General features: G+C 40.8%; 16 protein-coding genes. 8 read left to right on the top strand and 8 right to left on the bottom strand.

Features of this window, described 5'->3' with window-relative positions:
• Nucleotides 1–141: 141 nt before the first annotated feature.
• A complete protein-coding gene (fabI, locus tag N8M93_RS13480) occupies nt 142–918 on the bottom strand; it encodes an enoyl-ACP reductase FabI (RefSeq protein ID WP_261132623.1) in 777 nt (258 codons plus the stop codon).
• Between the two features lie 372 nt (nt 919–1,290).
• Between fabI and N8M93_RS13475 the strand changes: the two genes are divergently transcribed.
• The gene (locus tag N8M93_RS13475) at nt 1,291–1,674 is read left to right on the top strand and encodes a DUF4183 domain-containing protein (RefSeq protein ID WP_261132621.1); all 384 of its coding nucleotides are present in this window, start codon (nt 1,291–1,293) and stop codon (nt 1,672–1,674) included.
• Nucleotides 1,675–1,790: 116 nt separating this feature from the next.
• Nucleotides 1,791–2,174: a DUF4183 domain-containing protein gene (locus N8M93_RS13470; protein WP_261132620.1), complete on the top strand. Its 384-nt coding sequence runs from the start codon at nt 1,791–1,793 to the stop codon at nt 2,172–2,174.
• A 186-nt stretch (nt 2,175–2,360) separates the two neighbouring features.
• Here the strand turns inward: N8M93_RS13470 and N8M93_RS13465 are convergent, their stop codons facing one another.
• A complete protein-coding gene (locus tag N8M93_RS13465) occupies nt 2,361–4,199 on the bottom strand; it encodes a monovalent cation:proton antiporter family protein (RefSeq protein WP_261132618.1) in 1,839 nt (612 codons plus the stop codon).
• An 18-nt stretch (nt 4,200–4,217) separates the two neighbouring features.
• Nucleotides 4,218–5,570: a magnesium transporter gene (gene mgtE, locus N8M93_RS13460; RefSeq protein WP_261132617.1), complete on the bottom strand. Its 1,353-nt coding sequence runs from the start codon at nt 5,568–5,570 to the stop codon at nt 4,218–4,220.
• Nucleotides 5,571–5,803: 233 nt separating this feature from the next.
• Here mgtE and N8M93_RS13455 point away from each other — a divergent pair, with 233 nt between their 5' ends.
• Together N8M93_RS13455 and prpE are read left to right on the top strand one after the other, a co-directional pair.
• Nucleotides 5,804–6,991 carry an FtsW/RodA/SpoVE family cell cycle protein gene (locus N8M93_RS13455; RefSeq protein ID WP_261132615.1) on the top strand — a complete coding sequence of 396 codons (1,188 nt, stop codon included), beginning with the start codon at nt 5,804–5,806 and terminating at the stop codon, nt 6,989–6,991.
• An 89-nt stretch (nt 6,992–7,080) separates the two neighbouring features.
• On the top strand, nt 7,081–7,824 hold the full coding sequence (prpE, locus tag N8M93_RS13450; RefSeq protein ID WP_261132614.1) for a bis(5'-nucleosyl)-tetraphosphatase PrpE: 744 nt from the start codon (nt 7,081–7,083) through the stop codon (nt 7,822–7,824).
• 288 nt (nt 7,825–8,112) lie between these two features.
• Here prpE and N8M93_RS13445 read toward each other — a convergent pair whose 3' ends face one another.
• The 4 genes from N8M93_RS13445 to N8M93_RS13430 are packed head-to-tail and all read right to left on the bottom strand — an operon-like array spanning nt 8,113 to nt 10,934.
• Nucleotides 8,113–9,012 carry an RluA family pseudouridine synthase gene (locus tag N8M93_RS13445; protein WP_261132612.1) on the bottom strand — a complete coding sequence of 300 codons (900 nt, stop codon included), beginning with the start codon at nt 9,010–9,012 and terminating at the stop codon, nt 8,113–8,115.
• 34 nt (nt 9,013–9,046) lie between these two features.
• Nucleotides 9,047–9,841: an NAD kinase gene (locus N8M93_RS13440; protein ID WP_221563865.1), complete on the bottom strand. Its 795-nt coding sequence runs from the start codon at nt 9,839–9,841 to the stop codon at nt 9,047–9,049.
• 45 nt (nt 9,842–9,886) lie between these two features.
• Nucleotides 9,887–10,504: a GTP pyrophosphokinase family protein gene (locus N8M93_RS13435; RefSeq protein WP_261132610.1), complete on the bottom strand. Its 618-nt coding sequence runs from the start codon at nt 10,502–10,504 to the stop codon at nt 9,887–9,889.
• Between the two features lie 40 nt (nt 10,505–10,544).
• A complete protein-coding gene (locus N8M93_RS13430; RefSeq protein ID WP_261132609.1) occupies nt 10,545–10,934 on the bottom strand; it encodes a hypothetical protein in 390 nt (129 codons plus the stop codon).
• A 153-nt stretch (nt 10,935–11,087) separates the two neighbouring features.
• Here N8M93_RS13430 and N8M93_RS13425 point away from each other — a divergent pair, with 153 nt between their 5' ends.
• The 4 genes from N8M93_RS13425 (at nt 11,088) to N8M93_RS13410 (ending at nt 14,337) form a co-directional block, all read left to right on the top strand.
• Complete coding sequence (locus N8M93_RS13425; protein WP_261132606.1) at nt 11,088–11,666, top strand: CYTH domain-containing protein; 579 nt, start codon at nt 11,088–11,090, stop codon at nt 11,664–11,666.
• A 529-nt stretch (nt 11,667–12,195) separates the two neighbouring features.
• Entirely contained in the window at nt 12,196–12,810 is a 615-nt protein-coding gene (locus tag N8M93_RS22815; RefSeq protein WP_314728287.1) for a lytic transglycosylase domain-containing protein, read from the top strand.
• Nucleotides 12,811–13,023: 213 nt separating this feature from the next.
• Complete coding sequence (locus N8M93_RS13415) at nt 13,024–13,395, top strand: globin (protein ID WP_314728286.1); 372 nt, start codon at nt 13,024–13,026, stop codon at nt 13,393–13,395.
• A 66-nt stretch (nt 13,396–13,461) separates the two neighbouring features.
• Entirely contained in the window at nt 13,462–14,337 is an 876-nt protein-coding gene (locus tag N8M93_RS13410; protein ID WP_396125582.1) for a ClpXP adapter SpxH family protein, read from the top strand.
• Between the two features lie 64 nt (nt 14,338–14,401).
• On the opposite strand, the gene N8M93_RS13405 is transcribed toward N8M93_RS13410, so the two are convergent.
• Nucleotides 14,402–14,839: an NUDIX domain-containing protein gene (locus tag N8M93_RS13405; protein WP_261132602.1), complete on the bottom strand. Its 438-nt coding sequence runs from the start codon at nt 14,837–14,839 to the stop codon at nt 14,402–14,404.
• Between the last annotated feature and the right edge of the window lie 46 nt (nt 14,840–14,885).

The following is a 14,885-nucleotide window of genomic DNA, read 5'->3' as shown; positions in this document are numbered from 1 at the left end:
TAAAGCTGTTACTCTCATATAGAAGAAATAAAGGGTTGATCCTTAAGTGCCTGAATCTCTCTAACACAAACAACATTTTGAAAAAACATCGTCTGGTAGGTTTTCTGTCACTATTCTTTTAGGTCAACCCTTCAATCTTAATTATCTCGCTAATAGATGGAACCCGCTATCGATGTGGAGGATTTCACCGGTAAGACCTCTTGACAGGTCGCTCATCAAGTATAATGCTGTGTCACCGACTTCTTCTGTCGTTGTGGTACGTCGTAATGGTGCTCTTTCTTCAATATCTTTCAAGATGCTATTGAAGTCTCCCACCCCTTTAGCAGCAAGTGTACGGATCGGTCCTGCAGAAATCGCATTGACACGGATGCCATCTTCCCCTAAATCGTTGGCAAGGTACTTCACACTTGCATCAAGAGAAGCTTTGGCAACTCCCATGACATTATAGTTGGAAACGACACGTTCACCACCAAGATATGTCATCGTAACGATCGAGCCGCCTTCTGTCATTAGTTCGCGGGCTTCCTTTGCCACAGCTGTTAACGAGTAAGAGCTGATATTATGAGCAAGAAGGAACCCATCTCTTGTCGTGTTCAAATATTCACCTTTAAGTTCTTCCACTTTAGCAAATGCAATACAGTGGGCCAAACCATGGATCACACCTACTTCTTCTTTAATCCGTGCAAACGCGCCTTTGATTTGCTCATCATCCGTAACATCACATGGGATGACAAGCGAGTCTTTGCGATCCAGTGATTCCGCAAGATCACGTACACCCTTCTCAAAACGTTCCCCAGCATACGTAAATACAAGACGTGCTCCAGCATTACTCAAAGAACGCGCAATTCCCCAAGCAATACTCCTCTTATTCGCTACTCCCATGATCACATATGTACGGTTTTCCAATGATAAATTCATGAATGGCCTCCTTTTACATATTTGAGAATTATTGTTTGTTATTATGACCTAGTCCTAATTAAAGTATAGCAGTCACTTTATAAAAAGAAAAGTGTGGACCATTCCCTGATTGAGTCAAGTACTTGGGGGAGCTTTTAATTAATGTGGTTGATTTCGTAGAAACATCTATAAGATTAGAAACAGATACAATTTAGGAGACAACCTCTTATAATTAAACACTTATTGTGCTTAGGAGGATAGTCCTTTTAATTAAGCAGATTGTTTTAAAATTTTTTGTATGAAAAAGTTCTCTTGAAAATATAATATATTGGTTGGTTGTTTATTACTTTTAATATTAATCCAGTAGTTTTGTCCAAAAAGGAGAGTTAAGTTGTGACCAAACGGCGGAGAAATAAAATTATAAAAAAGGACCCATTTGATTACCTACCACCTAAAGGATGTCCGCTAATATATCCGCGAGATGACCAATATTCCGATGGTTATGAGTCAATATTAAAAGCTGAAACATATACGTATTTTACTCTTGCTAAAGGACAAAAACGGGTTTATACAAACCTTGATGAATTGATACAATATGGAAATTGCGGAATTCTTGATCCAGAAAAAGTTTCATATTATAACTTATATATTAATGGAGTCCTTCAGCCCAGTAATATTTATATGATAAAAAAAGGCAGACTCCATTTATTATCAAGTGATTTACCTCCCAGTGGTGCTCCCATTATCATTCAGTTCATTATTATAAGAAATTATTAACTTCCATTAACAACTTTTAAAACATTTAATTTTTACTCTCTTAGGTAAGTGTACAAGCACTTAGTATAAAGAAACCATAAAATATAAAGAACTAAATTTTGAGGAGTGAAAGTTAATTGGCACTTCAAATGATGAAACTTGTGATAGAAGCAACAGTTAATACAACAGTCGATCCTGCCAATACAAGGTTCTTTCATGTCACTACGACGGAGACCGCTGCAGGGGCAACTTTGACGATAGATGCTGCAGATTTTTTTCAAGATGATGGTACAGCAGTAACGACGCTTCCTACCCTTGAAACCGATAACAGCTACTATAATGTTTATGTCAATGGTGTATTACAAATGGATGGAGTCTCAACTTACACACCAGGAGCTACTGGAGTCGGATCATTAGATATCGATGTACCTGCTGGTGGAGATCCGATCCTTGCGAATTCACCTGTTGTATTAGAAGTTGTTAACTATACCCCTTCTTCTACAACAACTGTTGCAACATAAGGCTATATAAAAATCACATAAAAACATTAAGCCATTCTCTTGGAGATTGGCTTAATGTTTGGGGTGAAAAACTCGATAGTAAGCTGTAAAAATAAAATGGAGCCACAATCACGTACCTTCATCACGTTCATAATTGAAGGCATCCGTCAAGAGAGAAGTTGTTCTACATACTCACTAACAAAGCCTTTAAGATAACACATTGCGCAATTGTTGGATGCTTTCATTACTTCCCGTGACAATAAGATGATCATGTATTTGAAGTTCGGTATCCCCATGTGGCACAATGGATTCATTTCCTCTGAAAATCCGGATGATGATGGCATTGCCCATGAACGGGAAATTCCGAAGCATCGTTCCAACATACTTCGTGTTTTGCACATTCACTTGATATAAGCGATTGTCTTGGCCGATGATCAGTTTAGCGACATCCGGTGTCTCAATCATCGATCTTAAAATGGTCTTAGCTGATAACAAGGAAGAAAATACTTCAACGTCTTTCTCTTTCAGCTCGGAACTTAATGTTGATGTTTCAATCCTCGTAATGACACGGTCAATCCCACTTTCTTTTGCGTAGGAAGCGATTTTTGCATTGATTGAATCGTTTCCTGTCGTGACAACCAAAACATCCGTGTTGAACACATCGTCTTGTAACAACCTTTCGATTTCATAGTCATCCACTTCATTCACTTCAAAATGGGTGCCTATACTTTCCTCTAATTTCTCTTGTTTTGTGTGGTATAGGGTCGTATTGAACATATTCTCATCAAGTTCTAATGGCAGTCTTAACGTCAATTGGTTCGCACCAATGACATTGACCTTCTTTGTCTTAGAAGCCATCTGCTTAAGAGGAAAGACTTTTTTAAACACAATCGGTGTAACGATACACGTAATCACAGCAAGTAAGATCAGTGCTGAAGACATCTGATTATCAATGACACCGATCCGCTCCCCGATCTTAGCAGCTGCGACAACTAAGGACAACGTTGCTGTCAGTATAAAGCCTGAACCGATGATTGTATTCCAGTCATACCACTTTTTCAAATATAGAGCAGGTACCAGCTTGGATATCAATAGGGCAATGAATAACAGTGGAATCAGAACGACGATCCTCGGATCACTGAATAACGCCCACAGATCCAGCTCCCCCCCGACCATGACGAAGAAAATCGGGATAAGGAAGCCGTAACCGAATGAATCCAATTGTCGGACCATTTCACGATTAGGTGCCAGTAAGGATACGAGTACGCCCGCAAGAAATGCCCCGAGGATACTTTCTGCTCCAACTTGTTCTGATAACCCGACGAGAAGGATGATGAGGGCAAATACCGCTCTCATACCAATCTGTACCGTACCTGTGGATAAAGTCTCGAAAAAGGTGCTCTGCTTAAAGAATTTACCGACGAAATAGAGCAGGATGCCTGCACAGAATAACAGTAACAACAACCACATGTTGCCTCCGCCTTCATATAAAGATACAAAGACAGCTAACAAGATCATCGTCACAAGATCTGCAATGACCGTAACAATCAGGATGATTTGGCCGATTCCAGATTTCATGATCCCTGTTTCCTTCAAAGTCGGAACGACGACCCCTAGTGAGATCGTCGAAATGACCAGACACATGAAAAAGGCGTTGTTTGTAAAGCCCATGAATACCAACAACCATGACAATACAAAGGAAAGGACCAGAATGAACACGAAGACAATGGTCGATACGAGAAAACGGTTCGGCTCCAGCTTCCCTGAAGGCAGCGTCACCCTGTTTTTATTATTGGAGAAGACGCTGAAATCAATTTCAAGCCCACTTAAGAACATGAGAAATATAAATCCGAGGCTTGATAAAATGGTGATCCATTCATCTGGCTGGACCAGATTGAAACCTGTTTTCCCGATGATGAGTCCGGCTATGATTTCAGCAACAACAACAGGAATGATCGAGAGCCTCAATTTTTTCAATAGAATTGGTGTGAGAAAAGCAGTTACTATGACAACGATGAGTGAAGTGAATGATACATGCTCTTCCATACTTTCCTCCTGTTTCGTTTACGTAAAATAATTGATGAATGTCGTAGCAAGGCCGAAATAGATCAACACGCTGATGATATCATTGATTGTAGTAATGAATGGACCTGAAGCTACCGCAGGATCAATTTTCATTTTATGCATAAGTAAAGGGATCAGAGCGCCTGCTAATGTAGCGACAATCAAGGTAAGCAAAATCGATGCACCTACCAATAACCCTAAATAGATGGAATCCTGCCATAGATAGACGATGAACGTGATGACCACCCCGCAGGACGCTCCAGTGATCAATCCTGTCCCTGCTTCCCTTAAAATGAGACTTCTCACATCCTGTTTATCTGTATCTCCGGTTGCAATTCCTCTTACAGCTACCGCTAACGCCTGGGTACCTGTATTTCCTGCCATTCCAGCAATCAATGGAATGAATACGGCTAAAATAGCAACCTGGTTCAAAGTCTCTTCGAATTGGCCGATCAAGCTTGCCGTGATGGTGCCAAGGAATAATAAGATGATCAGCCATGGAAGTCTTCTTTTTGCTGCTTGCATCGGACTCCTGTCAGCTGAATCCATATCGGAGACTGCGGCTAATTTCGAGTAGTCCTCAGATGCTTCTTCATCAATGACATCGACAATATCATCGACTGTGATGATTCCAAGAAGATGATTCTGGAAATCGACAACAGGTAAGGCGAGGAAGTCATAATCCTTCATCATCCTTGCCGCTTCTTCCTGATCTTCTCCTACAGAAATCGCAACGACTCTTTCGTTCATGACCTCATTTACGAGTGTATTTTCTTCTGCGATGATCAAGTCTCTTAAAGATATGACACCGACCAGCTTTTTATTTTCGTCAACCACAAACACATAATAGATTGTTTCCGCATCCGGTGCTTCCTTCCTCAGGATCTCCATTGCCTGGGTCACCGTCTGATTCGCCCGGATCGCCACAAATTCCGTGGTCATGATACTTCCGGCCGTTTTCTCCTCATAATGGAGAAGCTCTTTGATTTCTTGAGCGGCTTCATTATCCATGATCGTCAAATAACTAGCCAACTGCTCAGCTTCTAAATCATTCAATACGTCGACGGCATCATCGGCGTACATATCCCCAAGCATTTTTGCAGCATAGAAAGGCTCCATTTCAAACAAATAGCCTTTTGTATCTTCAAGATCGATTTTCTCGAAAATATCTGCCATTTCTTCAGGTGAAAGATACCCATAAAGACGCATCCTTTCCTCTTCTTCTAAAACGGAAAAAAGACGTGTTTGATCATAAGGGTGCATCTCTAAGAAATTTTCCCTGAATAAATCGATATCATCGTTTTTTAACGCATCGATAACAAACTGAAATTCAAAGTATTCTTCTTGTTCCATAGTTGTTGTCCCCCTCTCATCCAGAATCATTTATTTGTATGATTTGTTGTGCTTTTGTTTTTGCTTTTTTCGCTCCCTTATCCTCGTCGAGCCAATTTATACATGACTAACTTATCGTAAAAAAGCACTTCAAATATGTCAATTTAAAAAATCAACAGAAAAAATTAACAAAGCTATTCTAAAAGATGTTATCATTTCAATGAACCAGTTATTCTTTAAGGTAGGTAGCGCTAATGACGAACCAAGAGAGAGAAACACCTTTTCAACAAATCGATTATAACTTACTTTTTATTTTATTTCTTTTAATCTGTTCTAGTTGTATTGCGATATATAGTGCAGTCGGACAATATGAAGGGAACTTTGTAGTAAAGCAGTTGGTATGGTATGCCGTCGGTTTCGGTGCGATTGCAGTGGTCATGATCCTTGATTTTGATCAGTTCTTGAAGCTTTCGTGGTACATATATGGTTTTGGTATCTTCCTATTACTTGGAATTGTGCTCATCCCTTTAGTAGACCCGAATGCGGGTACGAAAGAAGCACTTGTCCCATACATCAATGGGGCACAGAGCTGGTACAGATATGGCGGGATCGCCTTTCAACCATCCGAATTGATGAAAGTCGCCTTGATTATTTCAATTGCCAATGCCATTACGCTCCATAATGAAAAATATGGGGATCGTTCAATACGGGAAGATTTTCTGTTGCTTGGTAAAATCATCTTAATATCTCTTCCACCAGTAATTTTGGTCATGCTTCAGCCTGACCTCGGGACGACACTCGTATTTTTTGCGATCATAGCAAGTCTTTTATTAGTTTCTGGTATACGATGGCGAATTATCCTTCTCTTGATATTCAGTTCAACACTTTTCATTGCCAGTCTCGTTCTCATTTACATGTATAATCCGGAGTTTCTGATCGAGTATATCCTGCATGATGAGTATCAGCTGAATCGTTTTTATGGCTGGCTGCAGCCTTATGAATTTGAACAGGGATTTGGTTTTCAGCTTGTAAAATCGTTATTGGCTATTGGATCAGGTCAATTATACGGTAAAGGATTCGGAGAAGGGAATGTCTATTTCCCTGAAGCTCAGACTGACTTCATTTTTTCTGTCATCGGTGAAGAATTCGGTTTCATGGGAACAAGTTTCGTGATTTCCCTCTTCTTCTTATTGGTCTATCGGATCATCCATGCTGCACTAGAAAGCAATGATCCGTTTGGCAGCTATTTATGTGCTGGTGTAATCGGTATGATCACATTCCAGGTCTTCCAGAATATCGGAATGGTCATCGGGCTGCTTCCGATCACAGGGATCCCCCTTCCGTTCATCAGTTATGGAGGAAGTTCAATATTGGCAAGTATGATTGCAATTGGACTTGTCCTTAACGTCCGGTCAAGGACAAGAAAATATATGTTCGATTAAAAGCGCCTTCTAAAGGTGCTTTTTTCCTTTAAATTTGTTATTTTAGAATATACTTAATAGATACAGAACGATAATGTGGAGTGAAGAACATGAAATTTGATGTGATCGGAGATATTCATGGCTGCTATACCGAACTCATTCAACTGATCGAAGAATTGGAATATACAACGGATACAAACGGAGAATTCCACCATCCAGACAATCGCAAGCTTGTTTTCCTTGGGGATTTGACCGATCGGGGACCTGAATCGATAAAAGTGATCAGGCTCGTATTCAAACTTGTAACACAAGGAATTGCTCTCTATTCACCTGGAAATCACTGTGATAAGCTTTATCGTTATTTTCAAGGAAGGGATGTCCAGGTAAGGCATGGTCTTGAGACGACGGTTGCTGAATTCAAGGATTTGGAACAGCAAGAAAAAGTGGAGATTTCAAGCATGTTCAAGGAGCTGTTTGAAAATGCCCCGCTCTACCTGCAGCTCGATGATAAAAAGCTGATTGTCGCTCATGCAGGGATACGGGAGGACTTTATCGGACAAACACATAAACGGGTCAAAACGTTTGTGTTATATGGTGATATTACTGGTGAAAAACATGAGAATGGTATGCCTGTCCGCAGAGATTGGGCGCAAAACTATCAAGGTGAACGTATCATCGTGTACGGCCATACTCCGGTTCCGGAACCAAGACAGGTCGGACATACGATCAACATCGACACAGGATGCGTCTTCGGTGGCGCACTTACTGCCTATCGATATCCAGAGGATCAGACGATTTCTGTACCATCCACGATGCCATACGTGGCGGAAAAGTTCAGAACGTTTGAGGATTGAAGAGGGCATTTTAGAACTAATTCCAGCATTTTAGACTTAATCCTGATTTTTTAGACTTATCGATTTACCCTTTGAATTTTTAGATGTAACTATGTTTTAACACATTACGAAAACAGCCATCACAATTAACGGTCGATCTTATAAGGATCGACCAATTCTTTAGTGCATCTTTCATTAATTAGCGTATGCGAGATCATAATTTTGGAATGCTGCATTTTTCAGGTGTGGAATCTTACAACTCTACATAGGAATCTTGCAAATTTAGACCATAATCTATACTGGTTCATGTTATCTTTGATTTTCTATCAACCTTGCCATATCTTCGGGGACCGGTGCTTCAATCTCTATCGCTTTCTCCAAGAACGGGTGATAAAATTGCAAGGATCGACTATGAAGCGCCTGCCTTCCAATTAAAGCACGATGCCCTCCATACAAATCATCGCCCAATAACGGATGTCCAAGGAAAGCCATATGCACCCGTATCTGATGCGTACGTCCTGTCTCCAATTTCAAACGCAGTAATGCATAATCATCAAAAGACTGTAATACTTCAAAATGGGTTTTCGCATGCTGTCCGTCTTCCCGCGTACAGCGCTCGATGATGCTCCCCTCTTTTCGTCCGATCGGTTTCTCGATCGTTCCTTTGGCTTCAACTGGAACACCATGACATAGTGCGAGATAGGTACGGTTCATCTCACCACTTTTTTGCAGTCTCGATAATAAGGAATGTCCATAACGATGTTTCGCGAACATGACAATACCGGACGTATCCCGATCAAGCCGATTGACAGCATGAATCGTCGAGGATATCCCTTCTTGTTGGTAGTAGAAAAGGACTGCTTGTGCCAGGGAGTCCGTGTTCCTGAACATTGAAGGGATCGTCGGCATATCCGCAGGCTTGTTTACAGCCAGAAAATGATCATCCTCAAACAAGACCGACAACGGAATTTCAACAGGTTCCATTGATTCGCTTATCTCTTCAGGTGGAAAGAACACCGTTACCTGATCATTTTCCTGAAGCTGATGTCGGACTGTGACCGGTTGATCATTTACAAAAAGAGCGCCACCGGCATACTTGATGTCAGTGAGCGCCTTCCTTGATATGAATTTTTCTTGTAAAAGATACTCTCTAAGGAGTTTACCACTGGAAGCCTTCCCGACCGTCCAGGTGAATTGCAATGGTTTCATGAAGCAGCTTCTCCTCTAATGATTCTACCTTCAGTCATTCTTTTACGAATGATTCGCGTACACGTTTCCAGAATGGGAATGGGCGGAACCGCGCAAACCTTACTTTCTCTTCAGCTACTCGGCACTGGATCGACTTCACTTTTTCATGCAATAAGAAAAGATGGTCGATGGTTATGTGAAAATCAACATCGTTAACCGGTTTCAACATACATGTATGGTGCTGCGGTAAAACGAGTGGAGATCCGACTGTTCGGAACACTCTGTTATTGATCGAAGCCATTTCCGCCAACTGCAGCGAAGGAAGCGAAGGATGGATGATGGCTCCACCAAGCGCTTTATTATATGCAGTACTCCCCGAAGGCGTAGAAATGCACAACCCATCCCCTCTGAAGGTTTCGAATTCTTCACCCTTGATTTCCACATTCATGACCAATGAACCTTCCACACTTTTTACTGTACATTCATTCATCGCCAGATAGCGACTTTCCTTATCATCGTCTAAATAGCGGACAGTCACTTCAAGCAAAGGGTATTCAACGATTTGGAAAGGTGTTTTTGCAATATGGATGACGAGCTTTTCAACTTCGCTCGGTGTCCAATCTGCATAGAAACCGAGATGTCCTGTATGTACACCGACAAAAGCAGTCTGATCGACACGTTCGATGTAATGATGGAACGCATGAAGAAGTGTTCCATCGCCACCAATGGATATAACGATATCAGGCTCTTTCTCGTTCCATTTCAAATCAAAGTCTTGTAAATAAGATTTGATCCTTTTTTCAAGTTTAGCTGATTTCTCGTCACCTTTTGAGATTATCGAAAAATTCATTAGCCATCGCTTCCTTACTTTCGAAATTCATTTCCTTTATGTATATCACCGTTGCTCTTTTTGCTCGAAAATCTTTTGTGCTTCTTGTATTTCCCCTTTTATAAGAGACATTTCCTCATCTAGCCTGAAAGCAGCTTCTGCCGCACGCTGAAGGCGTTCTTCAATATTCTTCGGAATCGCACCTGCATATTTATAATTTAAAGAATGCTCTATTGTCGCCCAAAAATTCATGGCGAGTGTACGGATTTGGATCTCCACCAAGAGTTTCTTTTCACCGCCTACAGTCTGTACTGGATAGGATATGACGACATGGAACGATCGATACCCGCTTGGCTTTTTATGATTGACATAGTCCCTTTCTTCAATCACTTCAAGATCTTTACGCTTCTTCAGCATATTGATGACTGATTCGATATCATCTACAAACTGACACATGATCCTGATTCCTGCAATATCCTGGATCTCCGTTTCAATGTCATCAAGTGGAATGTTCTTCCGTTTCGTTTTATCTATGATACTTGCAACAGGTTTGACTCTGCCAGTGACAAACTCGATTGGGGAGTGTTTATTCTCAATGAGGTATTGTTCACGCACCCCCTTCAGTTTCACCTTCAATTCATCAACTGCTTGTCTGTAAGGATTCAAGAATACATCCCATTCCATCTAACCACCACCGAATCTATTTTATCGGAAGCTCTCTATATCAACCGTTGATCGGTTGAAAGATCTCCTCAACACTTTTCATCATTTCGTTACCGTAATTTGCATTTCCAGAAATGTTGTCGATCAAATACTCTAATTCCCCTTTTAATCCTTTCAAACTTAGAGGTTCATGGTTAGATAATCTCAGAAAAGCATCTTTCTTTTCTGTAATCACTGTTTTCAACGCATGCCATTGTTCTTTTGGAAATGAAACGTAAATGAAGCTATCTGCAGTTTCCAATATATAAATGAAAGATAAAGCATCAGAGTCTACAAGTACTTGTTCGGAAGGCGCAAGGCTAACATCCCCTCCCAGGTTTTCGCTATTGCTCATAAACTCGACCTTATCTTCAAAAATTTCACTTGATGTCACTTCTAATCTTGTAGTCATAATGGTCCTCCTATAAATGAATCGAATGCTTGGTTGGTCTTTTTAAACTCCTTATTAAGTGTATCACATTTTAAATCTCAAATTAAAATTGTAGCACGTATCCTCATATGAGATAATGACACGGAATGATTGTCATATGAGGTGATCGATAATATGAAACAAGAAATCGAAATTGAACTTAAGAATATCGTTACTGAAGAAGAATTCTATGCTCTACGATCTGCCTTCTCCATAATGGATGATTCATTTATCAAGCAAACGAATCATTATTTTGATACAGAGGATTTTTCGTTAAAAGAAAAAGGATGTGCACTCCGTATCCGTCATAAAAAGAACACTTATACTTTCACTCTGAAGAGGCCACATGATGACGGACTGCTTGAATCGCATGAAGTGCTATCAGAAACAAAAGCCTTGGGCTTGATAAATGGTCGTAGAATCGCTTCAAGTGAGATGCTGGATTTACTTGAAGACACTTTCGGAATCGAATCCAGCAAGTTAAAATGCTTAGGATCTCTAGTCACATCAAGAGTTGAAAAAGCGTATAAATCTGGATTACTCGTATTTGATCATTCCACCTATCTTGGAACAGAAGACTATGAACTGGAATACGAAATCACTGATCGCAATACTGGAGAACAAGAATTCCTCAACCTTCTTGAAACGTACAACATTCCACAACGAAACACACCGAATAAGATCGAGCGCTTTTTCAATCGTAAACGCAGTTGAGCAGTATCTACTGATTAAATCTTTAAGGCTCTTTTCTAAAAGATAGTTGCTTTTTAGTCATTTTAAAAACCTAGGGGGCAAGGTGCGGGACTCCTCGAAAATGAAAATCGTATTTTCTTCGTGCGATGGAACGCTGCCGAAGCTTTCCTTGTCCTGCGGGATCAGCGTGCCTACTACCTGAATAATCTCCTCGCAAGGCATGCGACGAGGAAGCTCGCTTCGTCAGGACTTTCTTGTAGACGCAGGAGCACAAATGCTTCCTTGAAAAGGGTCGCAAGGCGACGAGTGGGCTCACCATACCGCCCGCGGAAAGCGAGCATCCTGGATCGGAAATCAACGACTTTTAAAAAGAAAACTTGGCGAGACCAAGCCTTTTGTAGGTCGAGCCTTAGTGCCCTTATACTGAAGAAAGTATTTTGTTTGCGAAAACAGCCATCTTTAATGTGATATGAAATTTTTGTCAAAATTCGTTGTTTATGGGAATGCGCTTTGCTATGATGAAGGTAGTTTACGAAAGTAGGGATGACGTTTGAACAGTCAATTGATCCGATCATTAATAGAACTACAATCACTGAGTCAATTTCAGATTGGACCGAAAACTTCTTCTGTCGATTCAGTTTGGAGTAAGATGTTTGAGGAAGCTCTCCAGTCATTTATTAAACCGGTGGATGCTTCAAGCGATCACAACTTGAGACCAATGGAATTGAATTCGGCAGTCATGATGAAGACTCCACTGATGGAAACGACTCCGACTATATCGACCGACAATCAGTATGGTACATATATAAACAAAGCAGCGGCGAAGTACGATCTTGATCCTGGCTTGATTGAAGCTGTCATCAAACAAGAATCAAGTTTCAATACCTTGAGTACAAGTCCTGCAGGTGCTATGGGATTGATGCAGCTGATGCCGAAAACCGCTGAGGCTCTTGGCGTCAGAAATCCCTATAATCCTGAAGAGAACATCATGGGTGGAGCAAAATATTTAAGACAAATGATTGATCGCTATGACGGCAATATTCAGAATGCACTTGCCGCTTACAATGCTGGTCCTGGGAATGTCGATCGATATGACGGAATCCCGCCGTTCACCGAAACGAAAAGTTATGTCAGCAAAGTAATGTCCAATTATCACCGTGCCTGAGATGAATGGAATAAAATCCTGTCGTGCAAAAACTCATTTTCGGATGGGTTTTTTTTGAACTTTTGCAAGGTGAATACAAGGTCAAATGAACTGTAAATCAGAATGTTTGCCGAAACAATAATCGCATTGCTAAAATAAGTAATAACTTCATGCTTAGAATAAAGTATGATTATACTTTTTCAAGTTGGAACAAAATAAGGCAGGTAACGAATTATGAATACACCATTTGAAGCTATCGGCGGTAGAGAAATGGTTGATAAGCTTGTAGAGGCTTTCTATCCTCGCGTACAAGCTCATCCAGACCTCGCTCCGATATTTCCAGATGATTTAACTGAAACGATAAGAAAACAGAAACAATTTTTAACCCAGTTTTTAGGAGGGCCGCCATTATATAGTGAAGAACATGGCCATCCGATGTTAAGGGCAAGACATATGCCGTTTCCAATCACACCTCGACGAGCGGAAGCGTGGCTATCTTGTATGAAGGAAGCAATGGAAGAAGTCAACCTGGAAAGCCCTTATAAAGAACAGATATACAGCCGTTTGACGATGACAGCCCATCACATGGTTAACAATCCTGAATAAGAGCGATAGAAAGGAGAATAACCATTGACGAAGCACAAGACAGAATCAACAGAAGCAAAAAACGCTATCGAATGTGAGTGCGAATTACCAACTTCATATAAGAATCGTCCCATTGAAATATACTCATTCGTTGATCCTCTATGTCCAGAATGCTGGGGCCTTGAACCTGTCATAAAAAAGTTGCAGATCGAGTTCGGAAATCACATTCGACTAAGACATTTGATGGGGGGTACACTCGATTACTGGAACTCAGCAATCCAAAAGCGGAATGGGATTTGTTCGAAAGAAGATGTTGCAAAGAAATGGGAAATCACCGCCAATCGCTCCGGGATGTCTTGTGATGGTGATGTGTGGTATGAAGATCCGATTCAAACTCCCTATATCGCTTCGATTGCAGTAAAAGCTGCTGAATTACAAGGAAAATCGAACGGTGTACGCTTCCTGAGAAAATTAAGAGAAGAATTATTTCTCCAAAAGCAGAATATCACGAAATTGGATGTACTGGTGCAATGTGCAGATGAAGCTGGCCTCGATGTGAATGAGTTCCAAAAAGACCTTCATTCAGAAAGCGCAGTAAAAGCGTTCCAGTGTGACGTAAAAACGACACAGGAGATGGAAGTCAATCAGCTGCCATCGCTTGTTTTTTTCAGTGATACTTCAGACGAAGGCATAAAAATTACCGGAATGTACTCATATGAAATTTATGTTCATATTCTGGAAGAACTTCTCGGGGAATTACCGAAAAAATGTCCCCCACCGCCAATGGAGTATTTTTTGAAAAAGTATCAATTCGTGGCTACAAAAGAAATTTCAGAAGTTTATAATCTAAGTGAACGTGAAGTGGAGAAACAACTTAAAAAATTTGTCTTACAGCAAAAGGTTGAAAGAGTTCCAGTAAAACACGGAACCTTTTGGCGTTTTATTGAAGGGGCTGACGCATGAGTCAGACCCCTTTTTTACATCTAGGCTTTGTTAAAGAATGATGTTGAATATTGGTTGAGGGCAACTACGACTCATCCTGCGCTAAGGCTTGGCCCTTGCAGAGTTTTCTTTCTGGCAGACTGAGTATTTTATCAATGATTGATTTTGGACGCAGCGGAAGCTCTGTCAGCTCCGTGACATTAACCCACATCGGGATGTACTTCCCTTCAGCTTCATTCTTGCCATTCATCTCTGCCCCACTGCCATTTCCAAACTTACCGTCAATGATTTCGGCAAGAAAATAATACTGCATACCGTTCCAATTTTCTGTATGGAGCAATCCTTTAAGCATGACGTTGACGCCCAATTCTTCCTTTGCCTCTCTACGCGCTGCTTCCTCCGGGGTTTCAACATCTTCTATACCACCGCCAGGGATAACATAATAGGTCTGTGATTTTTTCATACGTTTGATCAGGGCTATATGATTTGATTGTATTAGAATGATTCCACTCCGATTTCTCACACTCTGCCTCCATCCGGAAAGCATGTTTTATTTCTTGAATTCATAA

Origin of the sequence: Bacillus sp. Marseille-Q3570, assembly GCF_946151055.1 — a bacterium.
Lineage (GTDB): Bacteria > Bacillota > Bacilli > Bacillales > Fictibacillaceae > Pseudalkalibacillus.
Note: the sequence above shows the minus strand (reverse complement) of the source record. Positions and strands in the feature narration are given on the sequence as shown.